The organism is Collinsella sp. 1033st1_E11_1033SCRN_220408, assembly GCF_039062465.1.
Taxonomy (GTDB): domain Bacteria; phylum Actinomycetota; class Coriobacteriia; order Coriobacteriales; family Atopobiaceae; genus Parolsenella.
Map to the genome: position 1 here is coordinate 302,424 of NZ_JBCLNF010000001.1, position 19,310 is coordinate 321,733.

At 60.5% G+C, this 19,310-nt stretch carries 19 protein-coding genes; 17 read left to right on the forward strand and 2 right to left on the reverse strand.

Features of this window, described 5'->3' with window-relative positions:
- The first annotated feature begins 17 nt into the window (after positions 1–17).
- The 15 genes from modB to ABCN07_RS01310 all read left to right on the forward strand — a co-directional run bounded on the left by modB (position 18) and on the right by ABCN07_RS01310 (position 14,130).
- The gene (gene modB, locus ABCN07_RS01240; RefSeq protein WP_343005038.1) at positions 18–692 is read left to right on the forward strand and encodes a molybdate ABC transporter permease subunit; all 675 of its coding nucleotides are present in this window, start codon (positions 18–20) and stop codon (positions 690–692) included.
- Positions 689–1,816, forward strand: a complete 1,128-nt coding sequence (locus ABCN07_RS01245; RefSeq protein WP_343005039.1) for an ATP-binding cassette domain-containing protein — start codon at positions 689–691, stop codon at positions 1,814–1,816. The genes modB and ABCN07_RS01245 overlap by 4 nt, the downstream gene beginning before the upstream one ends.
- Positions 1,817–1,821: 5 nt before the next feature.
- A complete protein-coding gene (gene moaA, locus ABCN07_RS01250) occupies positions 1,822–2,772 on the forward strand; it encodes a GTP 3',8-cyclase MoaA (RefSeq protein WP_343005040.1) in 951 nt (316 codons plus the stop codon).
- A gap of 1 nt (position 2,773) precedes the next feature.
- Positions 2,774–3,283, forward strand: coding sequence for a cyclic pyranopterin monophosphate synthase MoaC (gene moaC, locus ABCN07_RS01255; RefSeq protein ID WP_343005041.1), 510 nt, complete (start codon positions 2,774–2,776; stop codon positions 3,281–3,283).
- 1 nt (position 3,284) lies between these two features.
- The gene (locus ABCN07_RS01260) at positions 3,285–3,758 is read left to right on the forward strand and encodes an MOSC domain-containing protein (protein ID WP_343005042.1); all 474 of its coding nucleotides are present in this window, start codon (positions 3,285–3,287) and stop codon (positions 3,756–3,758) included.
- Entirely contained in the window at positions 3,758–4,792 is a 1,035-nt protein-coding gene (locus tag ABCN07_RS01265) for a molybdopterin-binding protein (RefSeq protein WP_343005043.1), read from the forward strand. The genes ABCN07_RS01260 and ABCN07_RS01265 overlap by 1 nt, the downstream gene beginning before the upstream one ends.
- Before the next feature lie 22 nt (positions 4,793–4,814).
- The gene (locus ABCN07_RS01270; protein WP_343005044.1) at positions 4,815–6,011 is read left to right on the forward strand and encodes a molybdenum cofactor synthesis domain-containing protein; all 1,197 of its coding nucleotides are present in this window, start codon (positions 4,815–4,817) and stop codon (positions 6,009–6,011) included.
- Positions 6,012–6,158: 147 nt separating this feature from the next.
- Positions 6,159–6,509 (forward strand): hypothetical protein, encoded by a 351-nt coding sequence (locus ABCN07_RS01275; RefSeq protein ID WP_343005045.1) that lies wholly within the window; start codon positions 6,159–6,161, stop codon positions 6,507–6,509.
- A 213-nt stretch (positions 6,510–6,722) separates the two neighbouring features.
- Positions 6,723–8,438: an AarF/UbiB family protein gene (locus ABCN07_RS01280; RefSeq protein ID WP_343005046.1), complete on the forward strand. Its 1,716-nt coding sequence runs from the start codon at positions 6,723–6,725 to the stop codon at positions 8,436–8,438.
- A gap of 307 nt (positions 8,439–8,745) precedes the next feature.
- The gene (locus ABCN07_RS01285) at positions 8,746–9,468 is read left to right on the forward strand and encodes an amino acid ABC transporter ATP-binding protein (protein WP_343005170.1); all 723 of its coding nucleotides are present in this window, start codon (positions 8,746–8,748) and stop codon (positions 9,466–9,468) included.
- A 128-nt stretch (positions 9,469–9,596) separates the two neighbouring features.
- Positions 9,597–10,436 (forward strand): transporter substrate-binding domain-containing protein, encoded by an 840-nt coding sequence (locus ABCN07_RS01290; protein WP_343005047.1) that lies wholly within the window; start codon positions 9,597–9,599, stop codon positions 10,434–10,436.
- A 94-nt stretch (positions 10,437–10,530) separates the two neighbouring features.
- Positions 10,531–11,277, forward strand: coding sequence for an amino acid ABC transporter permease (locus tag ABCN07_RS01295; protein WP_293837188.1), 747 nt, complete (start codon positions 10,531–10,533; stop codon positions 11,275–11,277).
- A gap of 3 nt (positions 11,278–11,280) precedes the next feature.
- Entirely contained in the window at positions 11,281–11,919 is a 639-nt protein-coding gene (locus tag ABCN07_RS01300) for an amino acid ABC transporter permease (protein ID WP_343005048.1), read from the forward strand.
- Between the two features lie 10 nt (positions 11,920–11,929).
- Positions 11,930–12,625 (forward strand): cytidylate kinase-like family protein, encoded by a 696-nt coding sequence (locus ABCN07_RS01305; RefSeq protein ID WP_343005049.1) that lies wholly within the window; start codon positions 11,930–11,932, stop codon positions 12,623–12,625.
- Between the two features lie 188 nt (positions 12,626–12,813).
- The gene (locus ABCN07_RS01310) at positions 12,814–14,130 is read left to right on the forward strand and encodes a lysylphosphatidylglycerol synthase transmembrane domain-containing protein (protein ID WP_343005050.1); all 1,317 of its coding nucleotides are present in this window, start codon (positions 12,814–12,816) and stop codon (positions 14,128–14,130) included.
- A 270-nt stretch (positions 14,131–14,400) separates the two neighbouring features.
- On the opposite strand, the gene gltX is transcribed toward ABCN07_RS01310, so the two are convergent.
- Positions 14,401–15,891, reverse strand: a complete 1,491-nt coding sequence (gltX, locus tag ABCN07_RS01315; protein ID WP_343005051.1) for a glutamate--tRNA ligase — start codon at positions 15,889–15,891, stop codon at positions 14,401–14,403.
- A gap of 104 nt (positions 15,892–15,995) precedes the next feature.
- On the opposite strand from gltX, the gene rfbA reads away from it, so the two are divergent.
- A complete protein-coding gene (gene rfbA, locus ABCN07_RS01320; RefSeq protein ID WP_343005052.1) occupies positions 15,996–16,877 on the forward strand; it encodes a glucose-1-phosphate thymidylyltransferase RfbA in 882 nt (293 codons plus the stop codon).
- Between the two features lie 178 nt (positions 16,878–17,055).
- Here the strand turns inward: rfbA and ABCN07_RS01325 are convergent, their stop codons facing one another.
- Positions 17,056–18,027, reverse strand: a complete 972-nt coding sequence (locus ABCN07_RS01325) for a diacylglycerol kinase family protein (RefSeq protein ID WP_343005053.1) — start codon at positions 18,025–18,027, stop codon at positions 17,056–17,058.
- A gap of 100 nt (positions 18,028–18,127) precedes the next feature.
- Here ABCN07_RS01325 and rnd point away from each other — a divergent pair, with 100 nt between their 5' ends.
- Positions 18,128–19,261 (forward strand): ribonuclease D, encoded by a 1,134-nt coding sequence (gene rnd, locus ABCN07_RS01330; protein ID WP_343005054.1) that lies wholly within the window; start codon positions 18,128–18,130, stop codon positions 19,259–19,261.
- The last annotated feature ends 49 nt before the right edge of the window (positions 19,262–19,310 follow it).

Consider the following 19,310-nt stretch of genomic DNA (forward strand, 5'->3'; position numbering starts at 1 on the left):
TCGATAGGATCTGAGCCATGGATTGGTACCCGCTCATAAACTCGCTGCGCATCGCTGCTGTCTCGACGGTGGCCGTGTTCTTCCTGGGGCTCGGTGCGGCGTGCGTGATCGCGAAGCTTCCCAGAACGGTGAGGGCCCTGCTCGATGTGGTGCTCACGCTGCCGCTCGTCTTGCCGCCGACCGTCGTCGGGTACCTGCTCCTGCTTGTTCTTGGACCCAGGCGTCCCATCGGCGCCTGGGTACTCGAGGTCTTTGGGGTTCGTCTCACCATGACGTGGTACAGCGCGATCTTCGCGTGCGTTGTCGTCGCCTTTCCCCTTATGTATCGAACGGCTCGCGGAGCTTTCGAGGCCTATGACAAGACCTTGACTCACGCCGCGCTTACCCTCGGCAAGAGCCGCACGTGGGCGTTCTGGCGGGTCCAGGTTCCCGGTTGCGCCCAGGGCATTCTTGCGGGGGCGGTTCTCGCGTTCGCCCGCGCCCTCGGAGAGTACGGGGCCACGGCTATGGTCGCGGGATATACGCCCGGTCAGACCGCAACGGTCTCCACGACCGTCTATCAGCTATGGCGCACGGGCGATGACGCACTCGCGTTTCGATGGGTGCTCGTCAACATCGCCATATCGGCCGTTGTCCTTCTCGCCATGAACTGGCTTGAGGGTAGGGCCCGCACGCAGGGGAGGCGGGCATGAGCCTTTCCGTTGACATCACAAAACGCCTTGGCGACTTCGTCCTCGACGTGTCCTTCAACGCGGATGACCCGAGCGAGACGCTTGCGATTCTCGGTGCGTCCGGCTGCGGCAAGAGCATGACCCTCAAGTGCATCGCCGGCATCGAGCACCCTGACAGGGGTCGTATCGTATTGAACGATCACGTGCTGTTTGACTCGGAAGCGCGCGTTGACGTGCCGGTGCAGGATAGGCGCGTGGGCTATCTCTTTCAGAACTACGCGCTGTTCCCGACGATGACGGTTCTCGACAATGTCATGGCGGGCGCGCGAGGAGGATCTCGCAACGAGCGCCGCGAGAGGGCTTTGGAGCAGATTCGAGCCTTCCGCTTGGAGGGCCTCGAGGAGTCGCGTCCGGCCGAGCTGTCTGGAGGCCAGCAGCAGCGTTGCGCCCTCGCGCGCATCATGGCGAACGATCCGGAGCTCCTCCTTCTCGACGAACCCTTCAGCGCGCTCGACGGTTATCTGCGCTGGCAGCTCGAGCTCGAGCTCACAGACACGCTTCGCGCGTTTCCCGGGGGCGTGGTGTTCGTCACGCACAGCCGCGACGAGGTGTATCGCATGAGCCAGCGCGTTTGCGTGCTCGACCATGGCAAGAGTGGTCGCACGGTGCCCACCCGTGAGCTGTTCGATACCCCGGCGACTCTGTCGGAGGCCCTCATCAGTGGTTGCAAGAACGTGAGTGCGGCGTCGCCGGTGGGAGAGACTTCCCTTGCCTGCGCGGATTGGGGCGTGACCCTTGATTGCGCGCGTCCGGTCGAGGGCTGCGACCACGTTGGCCTCCGCGCGCACTTCCTAAGGGTCGTCGAGGCGGATGGTCGAGCCGTGGATACCCTTGGTGACGCGCCCACGGGGTTTGGGAGTGTGGCCGCGCCAAGTCGCGGTGAGCTCGACAAGACCGACAACCTCATCCCCTGCGAGGTAGCGCGCGTTATCGACAACGTCTTCTCGACCATCGTCATGTGCTCAACTCCTGGCGGCGGGATGCTCCGCGTCGAGCTCGAGAAGGCGGCGTGGGCCGCGCTCGAAGACCCTTCACGCGTTACGCTTGAGGTCGCCCCGTCTGACGTCATGTGCTTGGAGGCGTAGGGAACGTGCAGGACACCTTCGGAAGAACCATTAGCTACATGAGGCTATCCGTCACGGACAAGTGCAATTGCCGATGCATCTACTGCATGCCCCGCGAGGGCGTTGCCCATCACACTCATGGAGAGATCCTCTCGTTCGAGGAAATGGCGGAGATCGTCCGTGCCGCGTCAAGGCTTGGCGTCCGCAAGGTTCGCGTTACGGGCGGAGAGCCGCTGGTGAGGCGGGGAATCGTGGACCTTGTCGCTATGCTCTCCCACATAGAGGGCATTGACGAGGTCGACATGACGACGAACGGAACCTTGCTCGCGCCTCTCGCGAGCGACCTCCGCACCGCCGGGCTAACTCGCCTTAACATCTCGCTCGACACGCTTCGTCCCGATCGCTACCGGGAGATTTCACGCGTCGGCGAGCTTTCAGACGCTCTGGACGGACTGCACGCCGCAAGGCTGGCCGGTTTCCCTCCGCCAAAGATAAACTGTGTGCTCATGGGCGGAGTGAACGACGATGAGGCGGCGGACTTCGTTGACATTGCACGAAGGGAGCCCGTTGAGGTTCGCTTTATCGAGCTCATGCCCATGGGAGAGTGCGCCCGCTGGCCGAAGGAGCGCTTCGTTTCCGGCGACGTCGTCCTCGAAGCGGTGCCCGAGCTCGAACGTGTTGGCGAGGGTGGTGTGGCGGAGCTCTACTCTGCACCGGGGTTTCTCGGGCGTGTCGGGCTCATTCGCGCCGTCAGCCACGGGTTCTGCTCGGGATGCGACCGGGTACGCGTCACGGCGGACGGTAGGCTCAAACCCTGTCTTCACTCCGCCGCCGAAGTGCCTCTTCGCGGCTTGCATGGTTTGGAGCTCGAACGCGCCATCGCCCGTGGCATCGAGGCCAAGCCGGCTCATCACAACCTCGTCCCTGGTCTTCGCTCGAGCGAGACACCGAGGGACATGTTCGAGATAGGGGGCTAGGGTGGAGGATTTCCAGACCACTACGGCAAGCATTCGCGATGCCGAGTTCACGCACGTAAACGAGCAGGGCCGAGCCCGCATGGTCGACGTTGGCGACAAGCCTGTGACGTCTCGGGTCGCGCGCGCCGCCGCGAAGGTGCTTATGGCCCCGAGTACGCTCGAGCTCGTGCGGACCGGTGGCACGCGCAAGGGTGACGTCCTCGCTGTCGCCCAGGTAGCCGGCATTATGGCTGCAAAGCGCACGTGGGAGATTATCCCGATGTGCCACCAGATTCCGCTATCCGGCGTGGATATCAACTTCGCGCTTGAGAACGACGGGATCTCAATCGAGGCCACGGCTCGCTGCAAGGGGGAGACGGGCGTGGAGATGGAGGCGCTTACCGCGGCTTCCGTGGCCGCGCTGACCATCTACGACATGTGCAAATCGCATCAGCGTGATATGGAGATCACGGCTGTTCGCCTTATGGAGAAGACTGGGGGCCGTAGCGGCCATTTTGTGAGGGGAGAGTAACGTGGGAGAGTTCGTCGTTTCGCCCGGTTCCCTTGCGGGTGAGGTCATTGCCGTCTGCACGAGCGCCGAGAAGGGCGTTCGCAAGCAGTCTGTTGATTCCATTCAGCTTGAGGTGGGCACTGGCGTCGTCGGCGACGCGCATTCTGGAGCCTGGCACCGTCAGGTGAGCTTGCTGCCGGATGAGGCTGTTGATGAGCTGCGCCAGGTTCTGCCCAATCTCAAGGCGGGCGACTTCGCGGAGAACATCCTCACGCGCGGCCTCGACCTCAAGTCGCTTCCCGTGGGTACGGTCATCTCCGTCGGGGAGACGCTGCTCGCCGTGACGCAAATCGGCAAGAAATGCCATAACGACTGCGAGATCAAGCGCCTGGTGGGAAAGTGCGCCATGCCGAGCGAGGGCATCTTTACCGTTGTCATTCGAGGGGGAGAGGTTCGCCCCGGCGATGAGGTGCACGTCATGGAGGTGAGTCGCTAATGAGGGAACTTCCCGTTCAGCAGGCCGTGGGACACGTGCTCTGTCATGACATGACCCAGATCATTCCTGGTGAATTCAAGGGAGCTCGTTTCCGTAAGGGCCACGTCGTGGCTCCGGAGGACGTCGACGTGCTGCTCTCGATGGGTAAGCGCAGCGTCTATGTGCTCGAGCTCGAGCCGGGCATGCTCCACGAGGATGACGCCGCCATCCGCCTCTGCGAGATCATGGAGGGTGATGGTTGCGTCCGCTCGCCCGAGATCCGCGAGGGCAAAATCGAGCTGCGCGCCGCCTATGACGGGTGCTTCCGCGTGCGCAGCAGTGCGCTTGCCGCCGTTAACTCGGTGACGCAGGTCATGGTAGCCACGCGCGCCGGTAACACGGCGGTTCATGCGGGTGATAAGCTCGCGGGAATGCGCGTCATTCCGCTTGTGATCGAGGAGTCAAAGCTTGAGGAGGCCCGCCGCGCGGCTGACGCTTGCGCTGGCGAGGGGCCCGTCTGCGAGGTTCTGCCTTACAAGCTCCGCCGCGTTGGCATCGTCACCACGGGCAGCGAGGTTGCCGCGGGTCTTATCGAGGACTCCTTCACTCCCGTCGTCAAGGGCAAGCTCGCCGAGTACGGCATGGAGTGCGTTGCCCACGAGATGCCCGGTGACGATGTCGAGGATATCGTTGCCGCGATCAGGCGCGTGCGCGCGGCGGGCGTTGACCTCGTTGTCTGCACCGGCGGCATGAGCGTCGACCCCGACGACAACACCCCTGGCGCCATCCAGGAGAGCGGCGCCGAGATGGTGACCTATGGCGCGCCCGTGCTTCCGGGTGCCATGGTCTTCGTGGGATACTATGACGATGGCACCCCCGTGCTCGGTCTTCCTGGCTGCGTGATGTTCGCGCGAGCCACGATTCTCGACCTCATTATGCCTCGCATCGCGGCGGGCGTTCGCCTGACGCGTGCGGATATCGTCGCCTATGCAGAGGGCGGCCTCTGTCTCGGCTGCGAGGAGTGTCACTACCCAATCTGTCCCTTCGGCAAGTAGGCTTTGGCTAGTAGGAGTGCGCATGAGCTGCCATGACAAGGATGTCATCCCGTCTTATACCGCTACCGTCATCACTGTGAGCGATCGCGCGAGTGCTGGTGTCTATAGGGATGAGGCGGGTCCCGCCGTGGCGGCTCTTCTTTCTGAGTCCGGTTTTGAGGTGGTATCTTCCGACGTCGTTCCGGACGAGCGCGCGAGGATCGAGCGCGCAATCCGCGAAGCTGCCGCTTTGGACGTCGCTCTCGTTGTCACGGCGGGTGGTACGGGCCTTTCTCCCCGCGACGTGACGCCCGATGTTACGGCTGATGTCTGTGATCGTCTCGTGCCTGGCATCGGCGAGGCCATGCGCGCCGCCTCCGCCAAGGTAACGCCCTTCGCCTGGCTCTCTCGCGCCACCGCCGGAACCCTGGGGCGCACGCTCGTCGTCAACGTGCCCGGCTCTCCCAAGGCATCCGTGGAGAACCTCGCCGCCGTGATCGAGCCTGTCAGGCACGGTCTTAAGGTTCTCCGGGCGAAGGGCCCCCTTGACTGCGCTGCCGAGCGCCTCGCATCGGCCATTCATGGTCTGGCCGAGAAGCCCGTCGTCCTCTTTGATTTTGATGGCACCCTTGCGGACACGAAGCCCTGCATCGTGAGGACGGCAACTCAGGTGCTTCGCGAATGGGGCCTGACCGATGAGGAGATCGGCGACGCCGGAAGGCTCGTCGGCCCTCCCTTTCCGCTTGCCTACTCGCTCGTCTATGGCCTCTCCGAGGAAGACGCCGCCGAGGTCACTCGTCGCTATCGCGAGATCTATGCGGGCCTCGGTCCCGAGAGAAACCCGTTGTTCGATGGCGTTCGCGAGATGCTCACGGAGCTCAAGGCCCGAGGCAAGAGACTCGCCATCGTGTCTTCGAAGATGGAGCGCTTCGTCCGCATGGCTCTTCAGCAGACTGGTATCGAGGACCTTTTCGAGGAGGTCGTCACCCAGACGGGGGTTAAGGATCCCGGAAAGGCCGGCCTTATCGCTGAGGCCTTACGCCGCCTCGACGCTGAGCCCGAGGATGCCGTCATGCTCGGAGACAGGCACTATGACATCGAGGGCGCCGTCGCGACGGGCGTCGACTCTATCGGCGTCTACCTTGGCGACACCGCTCCCGCGGGAGAGCTGGAAAACGCCGGTGCTACGGCTATCGCTATGAGCGTCTCTCAGATGGGCCGCTATCTCCTGGGCGAGTAGCCAGCCTGGGATGACGCGGCGGTCGCTATCTGCCACTGCCGTGATGCCATCTGTCTCCGTTTGCGGATACGACCGATACCGTCTTGCCTCGCTTGGGTACAAGCAGGCTAACGACAACGCGCACGCGAGTGCGGGAGAGGGGCAATCATGGTTGACATCACTGAGGGCATTCGCAAGGCGTTTCTTGCTGGCGTGGGTGCCGTCGCCCTTGGCGCCGAGAAAACCACGGAGCTCGTGGATTCGCTCGTCAATAAGGGCGAGCTTACGGTTGAACAGGGCAAGGACCTCAACCGAGAGCTCACCCAGAAGGCTAAGGAGACCGTGGATGGCGCCCAGGATTCCGTTCTTCGCGCCCGCTTGTCCACGATGACCCCTGAGGAGCGCGCGGCTTTCATCGACCGTGCCAAGGAGCTTGCGAGTGACCTTGACGCCAAGGCCTCTGCGGCAACCAAGGTTCCCGTTGAGGCGGACTCCGTCGAAGACGCCGCAAAGGAGTAGCGAGGCTTGAACGAAGACCTCGAAAAGAACGAGAGAGCCGCCGCCCCTGACGCTTCCGGCCCGGGGGCGGCTTCTCATGGCTCGACGTCGCCCTCGATGACGCAAAGGCCGGCTTCTTCTGATCGCGATCGCGGTTCAGGCTCTCCCGACGAGATGAGGAGCCCAGAAAACGCGTTTCGCCCCGATGCGACTCCGGCCGAGGCTGAGGACGCAATGTGGGAGGCCGCGCTCGCCGGCGTCGAGGGCGAGCTTGACGATGACTCTGATTCCGTGACGATCGGCCTTCTTCGAGGTGCGCGCAGAAATGATGCGAGCCGCTATGGGGTCTCGCGGAAGCGCCGACATGCGCGTCTGCTTCAGATATTTGCGATCGTCCGCAAGTACGATGTTCTCGGTGGTATCACGCCCGTCAAGTTCCGCCGGATGCTCGAGGAGCTTGGTCCCACCTTCGTTAAGGCGGGGCAGATACTCTCCATGCGCTCGGAGATTCTCCCGGAGCAGTTCTGCGAGGAGCTCACGCGCCTTAGGAGCGATGTCGAGCCAATGCCGTACGAGACCGTTCTTGCCGTGCTTGAAAGCGAATATGGCGGGGACCTCGGCGAGATATTTGATGCTATTGGCGAGCGGCCCTTGGGCTCCGCCTCGGTGGCACAGGTCCATCGCGCACGCCTCTCCTCGGGCGAAGACGTTGCGATCAAGGTGCAACGTCCCCACGTTCAGGAGGTTATGGCACAGGATATCGACATCATGCGCTCTCTCGTACGTCACCTGATGCCCTTCTTCAAGGGCGAGCAGTTCCTCGACCTCACAAGCGTCGTCGAAGAGCTGTGGGATACCTTCCGGGAGGAGACGGACTTCCTCGTCGAGGCACGCAACCTCGAGGAGTTCAGGCGTAATAACGAGGGCTGCAAGTTCGTGACTTGCCCCAAGCCCTATATGGACCTCTGCACGAAGCACATCGTTGTGATGGAGTACATCGACGGTATTACCATCTCGACTCCCGTCAAGCTCATCGAGGCCGGCTATGACCTCACTGAGATTGGCACCAAGCTTGTGGACAACTACGCCTCCCAGCTCCTCGATGACGGTTTTTTCCACGCCGATCCGCATCCGGGCAACATCGAGGTCCTTGGTGGGCAGATAGTCTTTCTCGACCTCGGCATTACGGGCCGCCTGTCCCCAAGTCTTCGACGCATCATGCGCGACATGATCTTCTCGGTGGCGGAGCGGGACACGCCAAAGCTCAAGAGCGCCCTGCTCAGGCTCTCCTCGACGAGTCCCGAGGACGTGGATCATGGCGAGCTCCTCGCCGATCTCGACGAAGTTGTCGATGAGTTTGGCACTGTCAACCTATCCGATCTCGATCTCGGCAGCTTCCTTGGACGCATCATCGCGCTTGCGCGGAGGAATGGCATCGAACTGCCAGGCCAGATCACGAGCATGGCACGCGGCCTCGTGACGCTTGAGGGCGTTCTCGACGAGTTTCTGCCCGGCGTCAATATGATCGACATCATCTCCCAGCACATCCGCGTTCATACGGATTGCTCGGCAAAGATCAAGCGCGACGTGGGGGAGCTCGCCATGCGTAGCAAGGCCGCGACCAAGGGCCTTCTGGGCGCCGCGGCTCAGGCGGAGCTTGCCATGAGCATGCTCACGCGAGGCCAACTCAAGATCAACATGGATTTCGTCGGTTCAGAGGATCCCATCGACGACCTCTCCCATATCGCGGACCGCCTAACCCTTGGCGTACTGTGCGTCGGCTTTCTCATTGCCGCCAGCGCAATCGTCATGAGCACAGAACCTGGCGGCGCAAGATTCATGGTCTTTGACGTTCCCGGCTTCGCCTTCGTGTGCTATCTGATTGCCTTCGTCATCGCGTTCTTCGTCTTCCGTGACATTTGGGCTCGTCACAGGAGGAAGCATCGCTAGCATCATTCGGGCTCGCCACGGGAGGAGGCACCGCTAGCGTCATCCGGGCTCGCCACAGGAGGAAGCTCCGCTAGCGTCATTAGGGCCCCCGTAGGAGGAGGCACCACTAGCTTATCGGGCGGTGTGATCGATACGATTTTTCGCATAAACGCGTGTAGATTTGGCTTCTACTTGATAGCACCTGCGTAATGGCGTGTTTCGGCTTCATGACAATCGGGTATAAATAAGACTTAAACCCGATTCGGTGCCGTAGAGTCTTCAGACAAGACAATCCGAGAAAAGGAATCCCATGGCTGACGCCAAGAACATGATTGAGATTCGTGGTCTCAATAAGTATTTCGGAGACGTCCACGTCCTCAAGGATATTAACCTCACCGTCAAGGCTGGCGAGAAGCTCGTTATCATCGGGCCTTCTGGCTCCGGCAAGTCTACGCTCATCCGTTGCGTGAATTACCTTGAGGAGCCCACCACCGGCACTATCACGATTGATGGTACTGAGCTTACGCGCAAGAACCACCTTGAGATGGCGCGCAAGTACTCGTCGATGGTGTTCCAGCAGTTCAACCTGTATCCCAACATGACGGTTCTGGGCAACCTCACACTTGCGCCCATTAAGCTCCAGAAGAAGAGCAAGGAAGAGGCCACCGAGGCTGCCATGGCTGCCCTCAGGCGTGTTGGCCTAGAGGCGAAGGCAGGGGAGTACCCGCAGAATCTCTCTGGTGGTCAGCAGCAGCGCGTTGCAATCGCGCGCGCCCTTTGCACCAAGCAGCCGATCATCCTGTTCGATGAGCCGACGAGCGCGCTCGATCCTGAGATGGTCCAGGAGGTCCTCAACGTAATGGTCGAGCTCGCCCAGGAGAACATCACGATGATGTGCGTCACTCACGAGATGGGCTTTGCTCGTGAGGTTGCCGATCGCGTCATCTTCGTTGAGGACGGAAGAATTATCGAGGAGGGCACGCCCGAGCACTTCTTCGAGAATCCCCAGAATGAGCGCACGAAGCTCTTCCTTTCCAAGATTCTGCGCTAACTCAGGGTCTGCTCTTCTTTCGTCCGAAGACCATTTTGCAAGTGCATCTGCCCGTGTGAACGGGCTGGCAAGCGGTGGTAGCGCCGCTTTTGAAGTAGATGACTACCTGCAACTGAAAGGGGTATCCCATGAAGAACATCTCTCGCCGTCAGTTCGTCGTAACCCTCGGTGCCTCCGCCGCCATCGCCGGCCTTGGCCTTGTTGGCTGCGGTGGTAGCTCCTCCAGCTCGTCCGACTCCAAGCTTCAGACCATCAAGGATCGCGGCAAGCTGAAGTGTGGCGTCAAGAAGGACGTCGTGGGTTACGGCCTGCTTGATACCGCCACTGGCAAGTACGAGGGCCTTGAGATTGACCTGTGCTATATGGTTGCCGCCAAGGTCTTTGACGTCTCTTATGAGGAGGCCAAGGATCAGGATCTCTGCGAGTTCACCGACGTCACCCCGAAGACCCGCGGCCCGCTTATCGATAACGACACCCTCGACCTGATTTGCGCCACCTACACCATTACGAAAAAGCGCAAGGAGGACTGGGACTTCACCGATCCCTATCGCACGGACCACGTCGGCATCCTCATCAAGAAGGGCTCCATGTCCACCATGGCCGACCTTGATGGCAAGCACATCGGCGTCTCCCAGGGCTCGACCACCAAGGACCACGTCCTTCAGATGCTCGAGGACAACAACATTGCCGCCACGCCCGTCTTCGACGAGTACCCGGATTACCCCTCCATCAACTCCGCCCTTGACGCCGGCCAGATCGACGCCTTCGCGATGGACCGTTCCACGCTGAAGACCTACACGACCGACGATAAGGAGCTCCTGCAGCCCGAGATCGAGTTTGGCGCCCAGGATTACGGTATCGCCACCAAGAAGGGCTGCGACTTCTCCGAGGTCACCGAGGAAGTCGTCAAGGAGGTTACTTCCAACGGCTGGATTGACGAGGAAGTCTCCGCTTGGGGCCTGCTCTAGGATTGCTTCGCCCGGCTCCTTATAGGGCTGGGCTTCCGTGCCGCCTGGACTTTAGCCTGGGCGGCACGATGTATGTTTTGACGAAGGGATAGAGATGCTAGACGGACTCCTCGATGCGAAGCGATGGGAGCTTACCCTCGCCAGCATGGGCGATCTCTGGTCGGGATTCGGGCTTACGCTCAAGGTCGTGTTTGCTGGCCTGGTGCTTTCGATCGTTCTCGGCACGATTCTCGGCGTGTTCTCCACGACGCGCTCTAACGTTCTCAGGGCCATCAGCCGTGTCTACGTCGAGTTTTACCAGAACACGCCTCTGCCGGTGCAGGTCTTCTTCATGTACATGGCGGGGCCCAAGATTCTGCAGGTCATCCTTCATACGGATAGCCCGGTCCGTACCTCCGCCTTCGCGCTTGGAGCCATCGGCGTCGGACTGTATCACGCGGCCTACATCTCCGAGGTCATTCGTACGGGCATCGAGAGCGTTCCTCGCGGTCAGATGGAGGCGGCCCTGTCGCAGGGTTTCTCTCGTATTCAGGCCTATGGGTACATCATTCTGCCCCAGACCTTCAAGGTGATCCTCCCTCCGCTGTGCAACCAGGCTCTCAACCTCGTTAAGAACAGCTCCGTGCTCGCCCTCATCGCTGGCGGCGACCTGATGTACAACGCGGATGGCTTTGTCTCTACGTATGGCTATCTGCAGGGCTACATCATGGCTTGCGTTCTGTACTTCATCATCTGCTTCCCCCTGGCGCTTCTCGTCCAGTGGCTCGAGGCTCGTTCCAAGAGGCGCCCGCGCGCAAAGGTGATTCCTGGCGTTACGCCCGAGACCGCGAAGGAGGCGTAGGTCATGGAGGTATTTAGCTCAGCAAACGTCATGTTCATGCTCGGTGGCTTTGTCAAGACGCTCGAGATTTCTGCTCTCTCAATCTTCTTCTCGCTTATACTCGGCACGGTTCTTGCGCTTGTGAAGGCATACGCTGCCAAACCGTTCTCACTTCTCGTCAGCGCCTATATCGAGCTCTTCCGCTGCACTCCTAACCTTCTCTGGATTCTCTTCATTTACTTCACGGTCAAGGGTAACGACGTCTTCATTTCCACTCTTGCGTTTACGATCTTTACCTCGGCCGTAATGGCGGAGATCGTCCGCGGAGGTCTCAACTCCATCCCCCAGAGCCAGTTCGAGGCCGCTCAGAGCCAGGGCTTTGGGTTCTTCGCGACCATGCGCCTCATCATCCTGCCCCAGACGTTCAAGACGATCATCCCCGCCCTGTTCAGTCAGTGCACGACGGTCATCAAGGACAGTTCCTATCTTGCCGGCATTAACGTCGCCGAGTTCATGTATACCTCTAAGGTAGTTATGGCAAAGACCCAGAGCCTTAATGAGGTCCTCCTTGTCTATGGCTTTGTGTTCCTGCTGTACTTCGCCCTGAACTTCGGCATCTCCCTGTTCGTTCGTGCCTACCAGCGTCGCCAGGTCGCGGCCTAAAGGAGCAACCATGACCGAGAACTTCTCTGAGGTAAGCCCTGATATCTCCACCTATCCCGTAGTCATCGCCATTGCGCGCGACTTTGGTGCGGAGGGCCACGAGATTGGCAAGATGCTGTCAGTCGAACTTGGCATACCTCTGTATGACAACGAGGTTCTCGTGCGCGCTGCCATGCGTGCCGGAGTGACGACGGATCAGATCGCCGCCTATGACGAGAGCCTTGCGGCAGAGGTTGCTGCCTTCCTTCCCGATCGCGTTGACGCGCGATCCGTTGCGGATAAGCTCTTCAAGCAGATGGAGGGCGTTATTCGTGACCTCGGGTCGAGCGAGAGCTGCATTATCGAAGGCCGTCTGTCTGATTACATCCTTCGCGATAATCCCAATCTCATTACCGTGCTCGTAACCGCCCCGCTTGAGGCTCGTATCGAGATCGTCCGTTCGAAGCGCGACATCTCTGAGAAGAAGGCCCGCAAGCTGGTTAAGCGCATGCAGCGCGCCCGCGAGATGTTCTACAAGCGCTATTCTGCTGGCAAGTGGACGCTTCATGCCGGCAAGGACGTCGTCGTTAACCGTGCACGCTTTGGTCGTCAGGGCTGCGTCGACATTCTTGCCGCAGCTTACAGGACGAAGCTTGCCGCTGTCGAGCGCTCTCGCGCGGAACGCAGCGCCTCCGTTGCTCCCGAGGATGCGCCTGTGGCGGAGTAGGGTAGGGGCGCTCGCCGTCAACTTTCATTGAACTAGAAGTTGCTAGCCGGTCAGGGTTATACCTTGGCCGGCTGTTTTCGTGCTTATGGTGTGGGTGTCGGGAAGAATTGCCGCGTGGGGTACACTAGTCAAGTAATGGCCGCACGGCGCTCGCGCTGTATGCGACATCATCCAGACTCAGGAATCGCATGGCTCAGAACCCCGAAAACAACATCAAGGCGGAGCAGGCCACCCATGTGGACGGCGCTCCCAAGCACAGACCTCATGCCCCTAAGCCCAGGCTAGCCGGAGCTCCTGCTCCCATGCATAAGGGATCGGTTGCTGAAGAGCGGCCTCAGGACCCTGACAAGAAGCAGGCGGCTAAGGGCGCCCAGTTCATCGGTCTCGTCTTTGCCGCCTACGTCGCCTTCCTGTTTTTCTCGGGACAAATCGATTCGTTCGTTGAGGCCTTCCAAAACGTAGAGGCTTCGTGGCTCGTTGGCGCCGTTGGCTGCATTTGCATGTACTTCATGCTTGGCTCTCTTGCCTACGCCGTTGCTGTGTATCTCGACCATGACTCTCCCGTGGGCTTCCGCGACCTCATGGCAGTGGAGGCTTCCGGCAATTTCTTCGGCAACCTCACGCCAATGCAGATGGGTGCGCTTCCCTCTCAGATTTATCAACTCACCAAAGCCGGCCTCTCCGTTGGCGCGGCTTCTGCCACGCAGTTCACGCGCTTCATCATGTTCCAGCTCGGTGTCGTCCTCTTCGCTGGCATTATGCTCTGGGCCAAGCTTGGCTTCTTCCTTGACTCCTACGGCGATATCGTCCTTCTTAACCTGCTTGTATTTGCGGGTCATGCACTTGAGCTGATTGGCCTCTTCATCGTCTGTCTCTGCCCTAATTTTGTCAGGCGCGCGGGTTCCTCTCTGCTCCGCTGGGCCAATGGCCATGGGTGGGTCAAGAACTACGACAAGTGGAATGACATGATCAACGTGCAGGTCAATCAGTTCTCCACCGCGTTTCGTCGTTCGGCTGCCAACATCCCCGACATGGTGATCACACTTGTCATCACCATGTGCCAGCTTGGCTTCCTCTATACGATTCCCTGGTTCGTCATTCATGCTTTTGGTCTTGAGGCTGACTTCCTTACCTGTCTCGCCGCGGGCTCGATGGTTCAGCTTGTTGCCACTGCTGTGCCTCTTCCTGGCGGCACCGGAGGAGCCGAGGGTGGATTCGCCCTGTTCTTCGGCCCAATGTTTGGTGGATATGCGACTGCCGGATTTCTTGTCTGGCGAGTAGTCACGTTCTTCTTTCCGACATTCGCCGCGCTTCCGCTCCTGGGCCTTAAGAGCACGAGCACGGAAAGCATCTATCACCGTGTTCAGCGCTGGTCTGGTCGCGATGGGAAGAGGAAGGTGCGTTTGGCGCACGGTGCCGTGAGCTACAATCCGTCTAATCCTCCCCGTAAGACGACTAAGTTTGTCGTTAAGGGCTCATCTCGCACGTCTGGATCCAATAAATAGGCTGTTCGCGGGCCGTAGCTTAGGTCGGGCCTTTTCTGTTCGCAGCGATATTGAGTAGCCAATGCCCCGAGCCGCGTCTTCGCGGTTCGGGGCTTTCTTGTTTCGCGGCTTCCTTTGGAGCTTTCTTGTGTCTAGACGCTTCGCGGGATTCCCTCAGCGCATAAAAATGGCCTCGCCGGCGCAGCTGCGTCGGCGAGGCCTGGTGACACGATGAGCAAAGTGCGGGCACGTATTTGATAATCCCGGCACCGCTCCGATGTATCTATCGGGCTAGAGTGCCATTTCCTTTGCACGTTCGAGACGGGCGAGGGCATCAGCCTTGCCGACGAGCTCAATCACGACGCCGAGCGGAGGGCTCACGAGGTTGCCGCAGATGGCGGCTCGAATCGCCTGGAAGACGATGCGCTTCTTGGCGTCAAGCTGGTCAGGGAGCTGCTCTAGCGCCGCGTCGACAGCCTCGGCGTTCCAGGAATCGGAAGAGACACCCTCGAGAGTCTTGATGGCAGCGTCGAGGATGGGCGCCATGCCCTCCTTGGCGAGACCCTTAGAGACGGCCTTCTCCTCGTAGGAGAGGGTCTCAGCCGAGTCAAACACCATGGAGCAGATACCAGCGACATCACCTAGGTGCTTGGTACGCGGGCGGACGACGGAGGCGAGGGTGGCGAACCACTCGGGCGTGCGATCGTTGGCGCCCTTGATGAGGCCAGCCTCGAGAAGCTCGGGAATCATGATCTTCTCGGTGAAATCATCATCACTCATTGCGGCGAGGTACTCGGCGTTGATCCAGTCAAGCTTCGCCGGGTCAAACGTGGCGGGGTTCTTCGAGACGCGGTCGAGGGAGAAGGTGCTTGCGAGCACGTCGCGCGGAACGATGGTCGTCTCGCCGTCTGGAGACCAGCCGAGAAGGGCGAGATAGTTGACGAAAGCGTCCGGCAGGTAACCGGCATCGCGGAACTCCTCGACGCTCGTGGCGCCGTGGCGCTTGGAGAGCTTCTTACCATCCGCGCCAAGGATCATGGAAATGTGCGCGAAGACGGGAACGGGAGCCCCGAGGGCTTCGTAGACCATGACCTGGCGCGGGGTGTTGGAGAGGTGGTCATCGCCGCGGATGACGTGGGTGATACCCATGGCGGCGTCGTCGACGACGGTGGCGAAGTTGTAAGTAGGCGTTCCGTCGGAGCGGAAGATGACGAAGTCGTCAAGCTCCTTGGCATCGAATGTCACGTCGCCGTGGACGGCATCGTGGATGACGACGTCGCCGCGGTCCTCCGGGACCTTGATTCGGAGGACGTAGGGCTCGCCAGCCTCGATGCGGGCCTTCGCCTCGGCCGGATCGAGGTTGCGGCAGCGGCGCTGATAGCCCTGGAAGGGATCCTTGCGCTCCTGGGCGGCCTTCCTGTCCTCGGCGAGCTGTTCGGTGGTGCAGAAGCAGGGGTAGGCACGGCCCCCGTCCCAGAGCTTCTGAGCGGCGGCCTTGTACATCTCGAGGCGCTCCGTCTGAGCGTAGGGGCCAAAATCTCCGCCCACCTCGGGGCCCTCGTCCCAATCGAGACCCATCCAACGCATGGCGCGGAGAATCACCTGAGTGTTCTCGTCAGTCGAGCGCGTCGGGTCGGTGTCATCGATGCGAAGGATGAAGGTGCCGTTGTTCGCACGTGCGAAGGACCAATTGAAAATAGCCGTCCGCGCACCGCCGACATGGAGCTTGCCGGTGGGCGAGGGGGCGAATCGAACGCGTACTGGCGTGGTGCTGTCGGACATGAGGATAGTCCTCTCGTTATTTGTTCACATACGTCAGACAGTATAACGCGTGGCCTGGCGGTATACTCTCCCTGAACATGTATGCGACTCAAGGAGGCATAACTGTGAAGGGTATTGTCCTTGCTGGTGGCTTCGGAACGCACCTGTATCCCATGACGTTCTCGGGTTCCAAGCACCTTCTGCCCATCTATGACAAGCCGCTCGTCTATTACTCCCTGGCCACGCTCATGAAGGCGGATATTCGCGATGTCCTGTTCATCGTGAACCCCCAGGATATGGCTTCCTACCAGGCCCACTTCGGCGATGGCTCGCAGCTCGGTATGAATATCAGCTACAAGGCTCAGGTCAGTCGCGATGGCATCGCTCAGGCATTCCTCATCGGCGAGGACTTCATCGGTGACGACCGCGTCGCCCTCATTCTCGCGGATAGCATCTTCTATGGCTCGGGATTTGACCTGAACCTTCGCGAGGCGCTCGATCGAGACAAGGGTGCCACGGTCTTTGGCTATCAGGTGAATGACCCCGAGCGCTTTGCCGTCATTGACTTTGGCGAGGACAAGAAGGTCACCTATATCGAGGAGAAGCCGGAAGAGGCGCGCACCAAGTACGTCGCCACTGGTCTTTACGTCTACGATAACAAGGTCGTCGAGTACGCCAAGAAGCTCAAGCCTTCCGCGCGCGGCGAGCTCGAGATCACGGATCTCAACCAGATGTACCTCGACCACAAGCAGCTCTATACCACCACGCTGCCCGAGGGCTTTGCTTGGTTCTGCCCCCGCACCGTTGACGAGCTCTTCCATGCGGGCGAGTTCATCCGTGTCGTCCAGCAGTCTACGGGCACGAAGATCGCCTCTATCGAGGAGATCGCGTACCGTAAGGGTTGGATCGGCCGCGCCCAGCTGCTGTCTCTGGCTTCCAAGATCGCCAAGACCGAGTACGGCAAGTATCTTGAGGGCATCGCGCTTTCCACCGAGAGCGCTAAGTAGTTCTGAGGCATCATTGACCTGACGGTTCCGCCCCGGCACCCCCTTCAGACGTTCGACGCTTCGCGTCTCAGAATGTCTGTGCGGGGGCACCGGGGCGGAACCTTTTGTTTACGTTGTCGCCGAGCTGCTTGGCGCGCCGTAAACGCGTGCGGGGGCCTCGGGTTGCGTGCGACTTGCGCTATTCGGGGAAGGCGAGTTGCGCGGCAACGGGGAATTTGGGGCTCGTGCGGCGAATCCTGGGCTGGTAGCGGGAGAGACCGTCCACCACGAGCTCGCATGCGGCGGGAAGAGCCTCGGCGCGCCAGCTGGTGACCATGTCGGGGACGACTTCGCCATCGACCTGCATGGGGATGGGCTCGGAGGTCTTGATCTCGATACTTCTGCCCCTGAAGGTCTCAATGCGAGGCCTGTTGCCACGTTCGCCCTTCGGGTCGACGAGGCTGGCGATGAGCGGTCGAATGAGCTGAGCCGTGACGCTCACCTCGAGGACGATGACGTCGAGCAGGCCATCGTCCATGACGCATCCGGGGACCACGTCGACATCTAGCTGGAGCATGGCATTGTTCGCGACGAGGCAGGCGATTCCGTCGCGCTCGTAGGTCTCTCCGTCGACGTTGATTGTGAAGTGATTGACCTTGGGTGTCGGGTCCGAGAGAGCGGCCATGAAATAGGCCACTTCGCCCATCGTCCTCTTGTTGGGCGCGGCGGCAGCCATGAGTTCGGCGTCAAACCCAGTGCCGGTCATGATGGAAAAGCCTCGCTTGGTTGGGCCTCCCGCGCTCTCCCAGCTTGCTTCGCCGAGGTCTGCGCTTATGGTGTCTCCCCATCGGCAGGCGCGGGCGAGAGCGGCTGGCTCTGGGGAGTTGCCGATATTCGCGAAGAGGAGGTTTGCCGTGCCAGACGGAAACACGCAGGTGGTAACCGCGCGATTGCGCAACATGTAGAGGAGATTCGAAATCGTCCCGTCGCCGCCTGAGATGACAACTACGTCGAACGTCTCGGCATCGGCGAGGGCCTTCTCGTCAACGTTCTCGTCGTCAAGGACGCGCAGCACGCATTCGTCGCCAGGGCGAACGAGCTCGCGCTCAAATGCGTAGACCGCGTCTGAGCCGAAGCCAGAACGCGGATTATGAACGATGAGGCAGCGCATGGATGGTATCCTCCTGTCTGTGGGCCCAAAGGGGCCACAGCCATGGTAGCCGATTTTGCCCGGTCGTTTTATGGATGCGACGGGGCTGAGGGGTCACGTTTTGTTCATCTCCACATCGGAGGAGCTCAGGCGCTTTTGTGAGCGTGCTGCCTCCTCGAGCGTGCTTGCCGTTGACACTGAGTTTCTTCGTGAGCGCACGTATCGTCCGCGTCTTTGTCTAATTCAGCTCGCTACGTCGGCGGATGATATCGCCGCCGTTGATCCGCTTACCATCACTGACCTTTCTCCGGTGGTAGAGCTGTTTGAGAACCCGGCTATTACCAAGGTCTTTCATGCTTGCTCCCAAGACCTTGAAGTCATCGATGGCAGCCTGGGATGTGTTCCGGCTCCTCTGTTCGACACGCAGCTTGCTGCCGCGTTTCTCGGCCAGCGCATGCAACTTGGGTACGGAGGCCTGGTTGAGGCCTACACTGGCGTTCGCCTCGCCAAGGCCGAGAGCCTAACGGACTGGTCTCGTCGTCCGCTTGATCCCGAGCAGCTTACGTATGCAGAAGATGACGTGCGCTATCTTCCGGGAATTTATGAGACGATGCTCTCCGAGCTCGTCGAGCGCGATCGTCTTTCGATGGTCCTTCCCGAGATGCAGGCTTTACTCGACCCGTCTCATTACCGTCACGAGCCGATGGACGCGTTTCGCCACCTCAAGCGAGCTTCGTCGCTCACCCGACGTCAACTTGCCGTGGCGCGCGAGGCCTGCGCTTGGCGAGAGCGCATGGCGTCCAAGCGCGACATCCCGCGCAAATGGGTTCTCTCTGATGAGGTGATGCTCGAGATCTGCAAGCGCGGACCGGTGGATACGGAACGGCTGCGTCGCATTCGCGGAACAGAACAGCTGTCTGAGCGCGATGCTGATGCTCTGGTTCATGCCATATCGCGCGGCGCCGCATGCCAAGCGTCCGATTGTCCGAGTCTTCCCAAGCGCTCGCGCCCGTCCGCCGATCAGGAATGCGTCATCGACCTCATGTACGCCATGGTGCGCATCATTTCCGAGAAGACCGGCGTGGCCGCGCAGCTCATCGCAACGCGCGAAGACCTCCTTGAATTCATGGCCGGGAGAGAGGATGCGTCTCTTGCCTCTGGATGGCGACGCGACATCGCGGGGGAGAAGCTCAAGGGACTCCTCTTGGGCGACTGCGGCCTGACCGTCAAGGACGGTCGAGTGGAGATTCTTTAGGCTACATAGCGAATCTAATGTTTGGGGAGCCGGGTGAGAAGTCCGGCTC

Coding starts and splice junctions, on each gene's coding strand:
- ABCN07_RS01305 (WP_343005049.1), top strand. CDS start 11,930: ATGACCGAGAACTTCTCTGAGGTAAGCCCTGATATCTCCACCTATCCC.
- ABCN07_RS01275 (WP_343005045.1), top strand. CDS start 6,159: ATGGTTGACATCACTGAGGGCATTCGCAAGGCGTTTCTTGCTGGCGTG.
- ABCN07_RS01245 (WP_343005039.1), top strand. CDS start 689: ATGAGCCTTTCCGTTGACATCACAAAACGCCTTGGCGACTTCGTCCTC.
- ABCN07_RS01280 (WP_343005046.1), top strand. CDS start 6,723: ATGTGGGAGGCCGCGCTCGCCGGCGTCGAGGGCGAGCTTGACGATGAC.
- ABCN07_RS01295 (WP_293837188.1), top strand. CDS start 10,531: ATGCTAGACGGACTCCTCGATGCGAAGCGATGGGAGCTTACCCTCGCC.
- ABCN07_RS01270 (WP_343005044.1), top strand. CDS start 4,815: ATGAGCTGCCATGACAAGGATGTCATCCCGTCTTATACCGCTACCGTC.
- gltX (WP_343005051.1), bottom strand. CDS start 15,891: ATGTCCGACAGCACCACGCCAGTACGCGTTCGATTCGCCCCCTCGCCC.
- ABCN07_RS01325 (WP_343005053.1), bottom strand. CDS start 18,027: ATGCGCTGCCTCATCGTTCATAATCCGCGTTCTGGCTTCGGCTCAGAC.
- ABCN07_RS01300 (WP_343005048.1), top strand. CDS start 11,281: ATGGAGGTATTTAGCTCAGCAAACGTCATGTTCATGCTCGGTGGCTTT.
- ABCN07_RS01285 (WP_343005170.1), top strand. CDS start 8,746: ATGATTGAGATTCGTGGTCTCAATAAGTATTTCGGAGACGTCCACGTC.
- ABCN07_RS01265 (WP_343005043.1), top strand. CDS start 3,758: ATGAGGGAACTTCCCGTTCAGCAGGCCGTGGGACACGTGCTCTGTCAT.
- ABCN07_RS01290 (WP_343005047.1), top strand. CDS start 9,597: ATGAAGAACATCTCTCGCCGTCAGTTCGTCGTAACCCTCGGTGCCTCC.
- modB (WP_343005038.1), top strand. CDS start 18: ATGGATTGGTACCCGCTCATAAACTCGCTGCGCATCGCTGCTGTCTCG.
- ABCN07_RS01310 (WP_343005050.1), top strand. CDS start 12,814: ATGGCTCAGAACCCCGAAAACAACATCAAGGCGGAGCAGGCCACCCAT.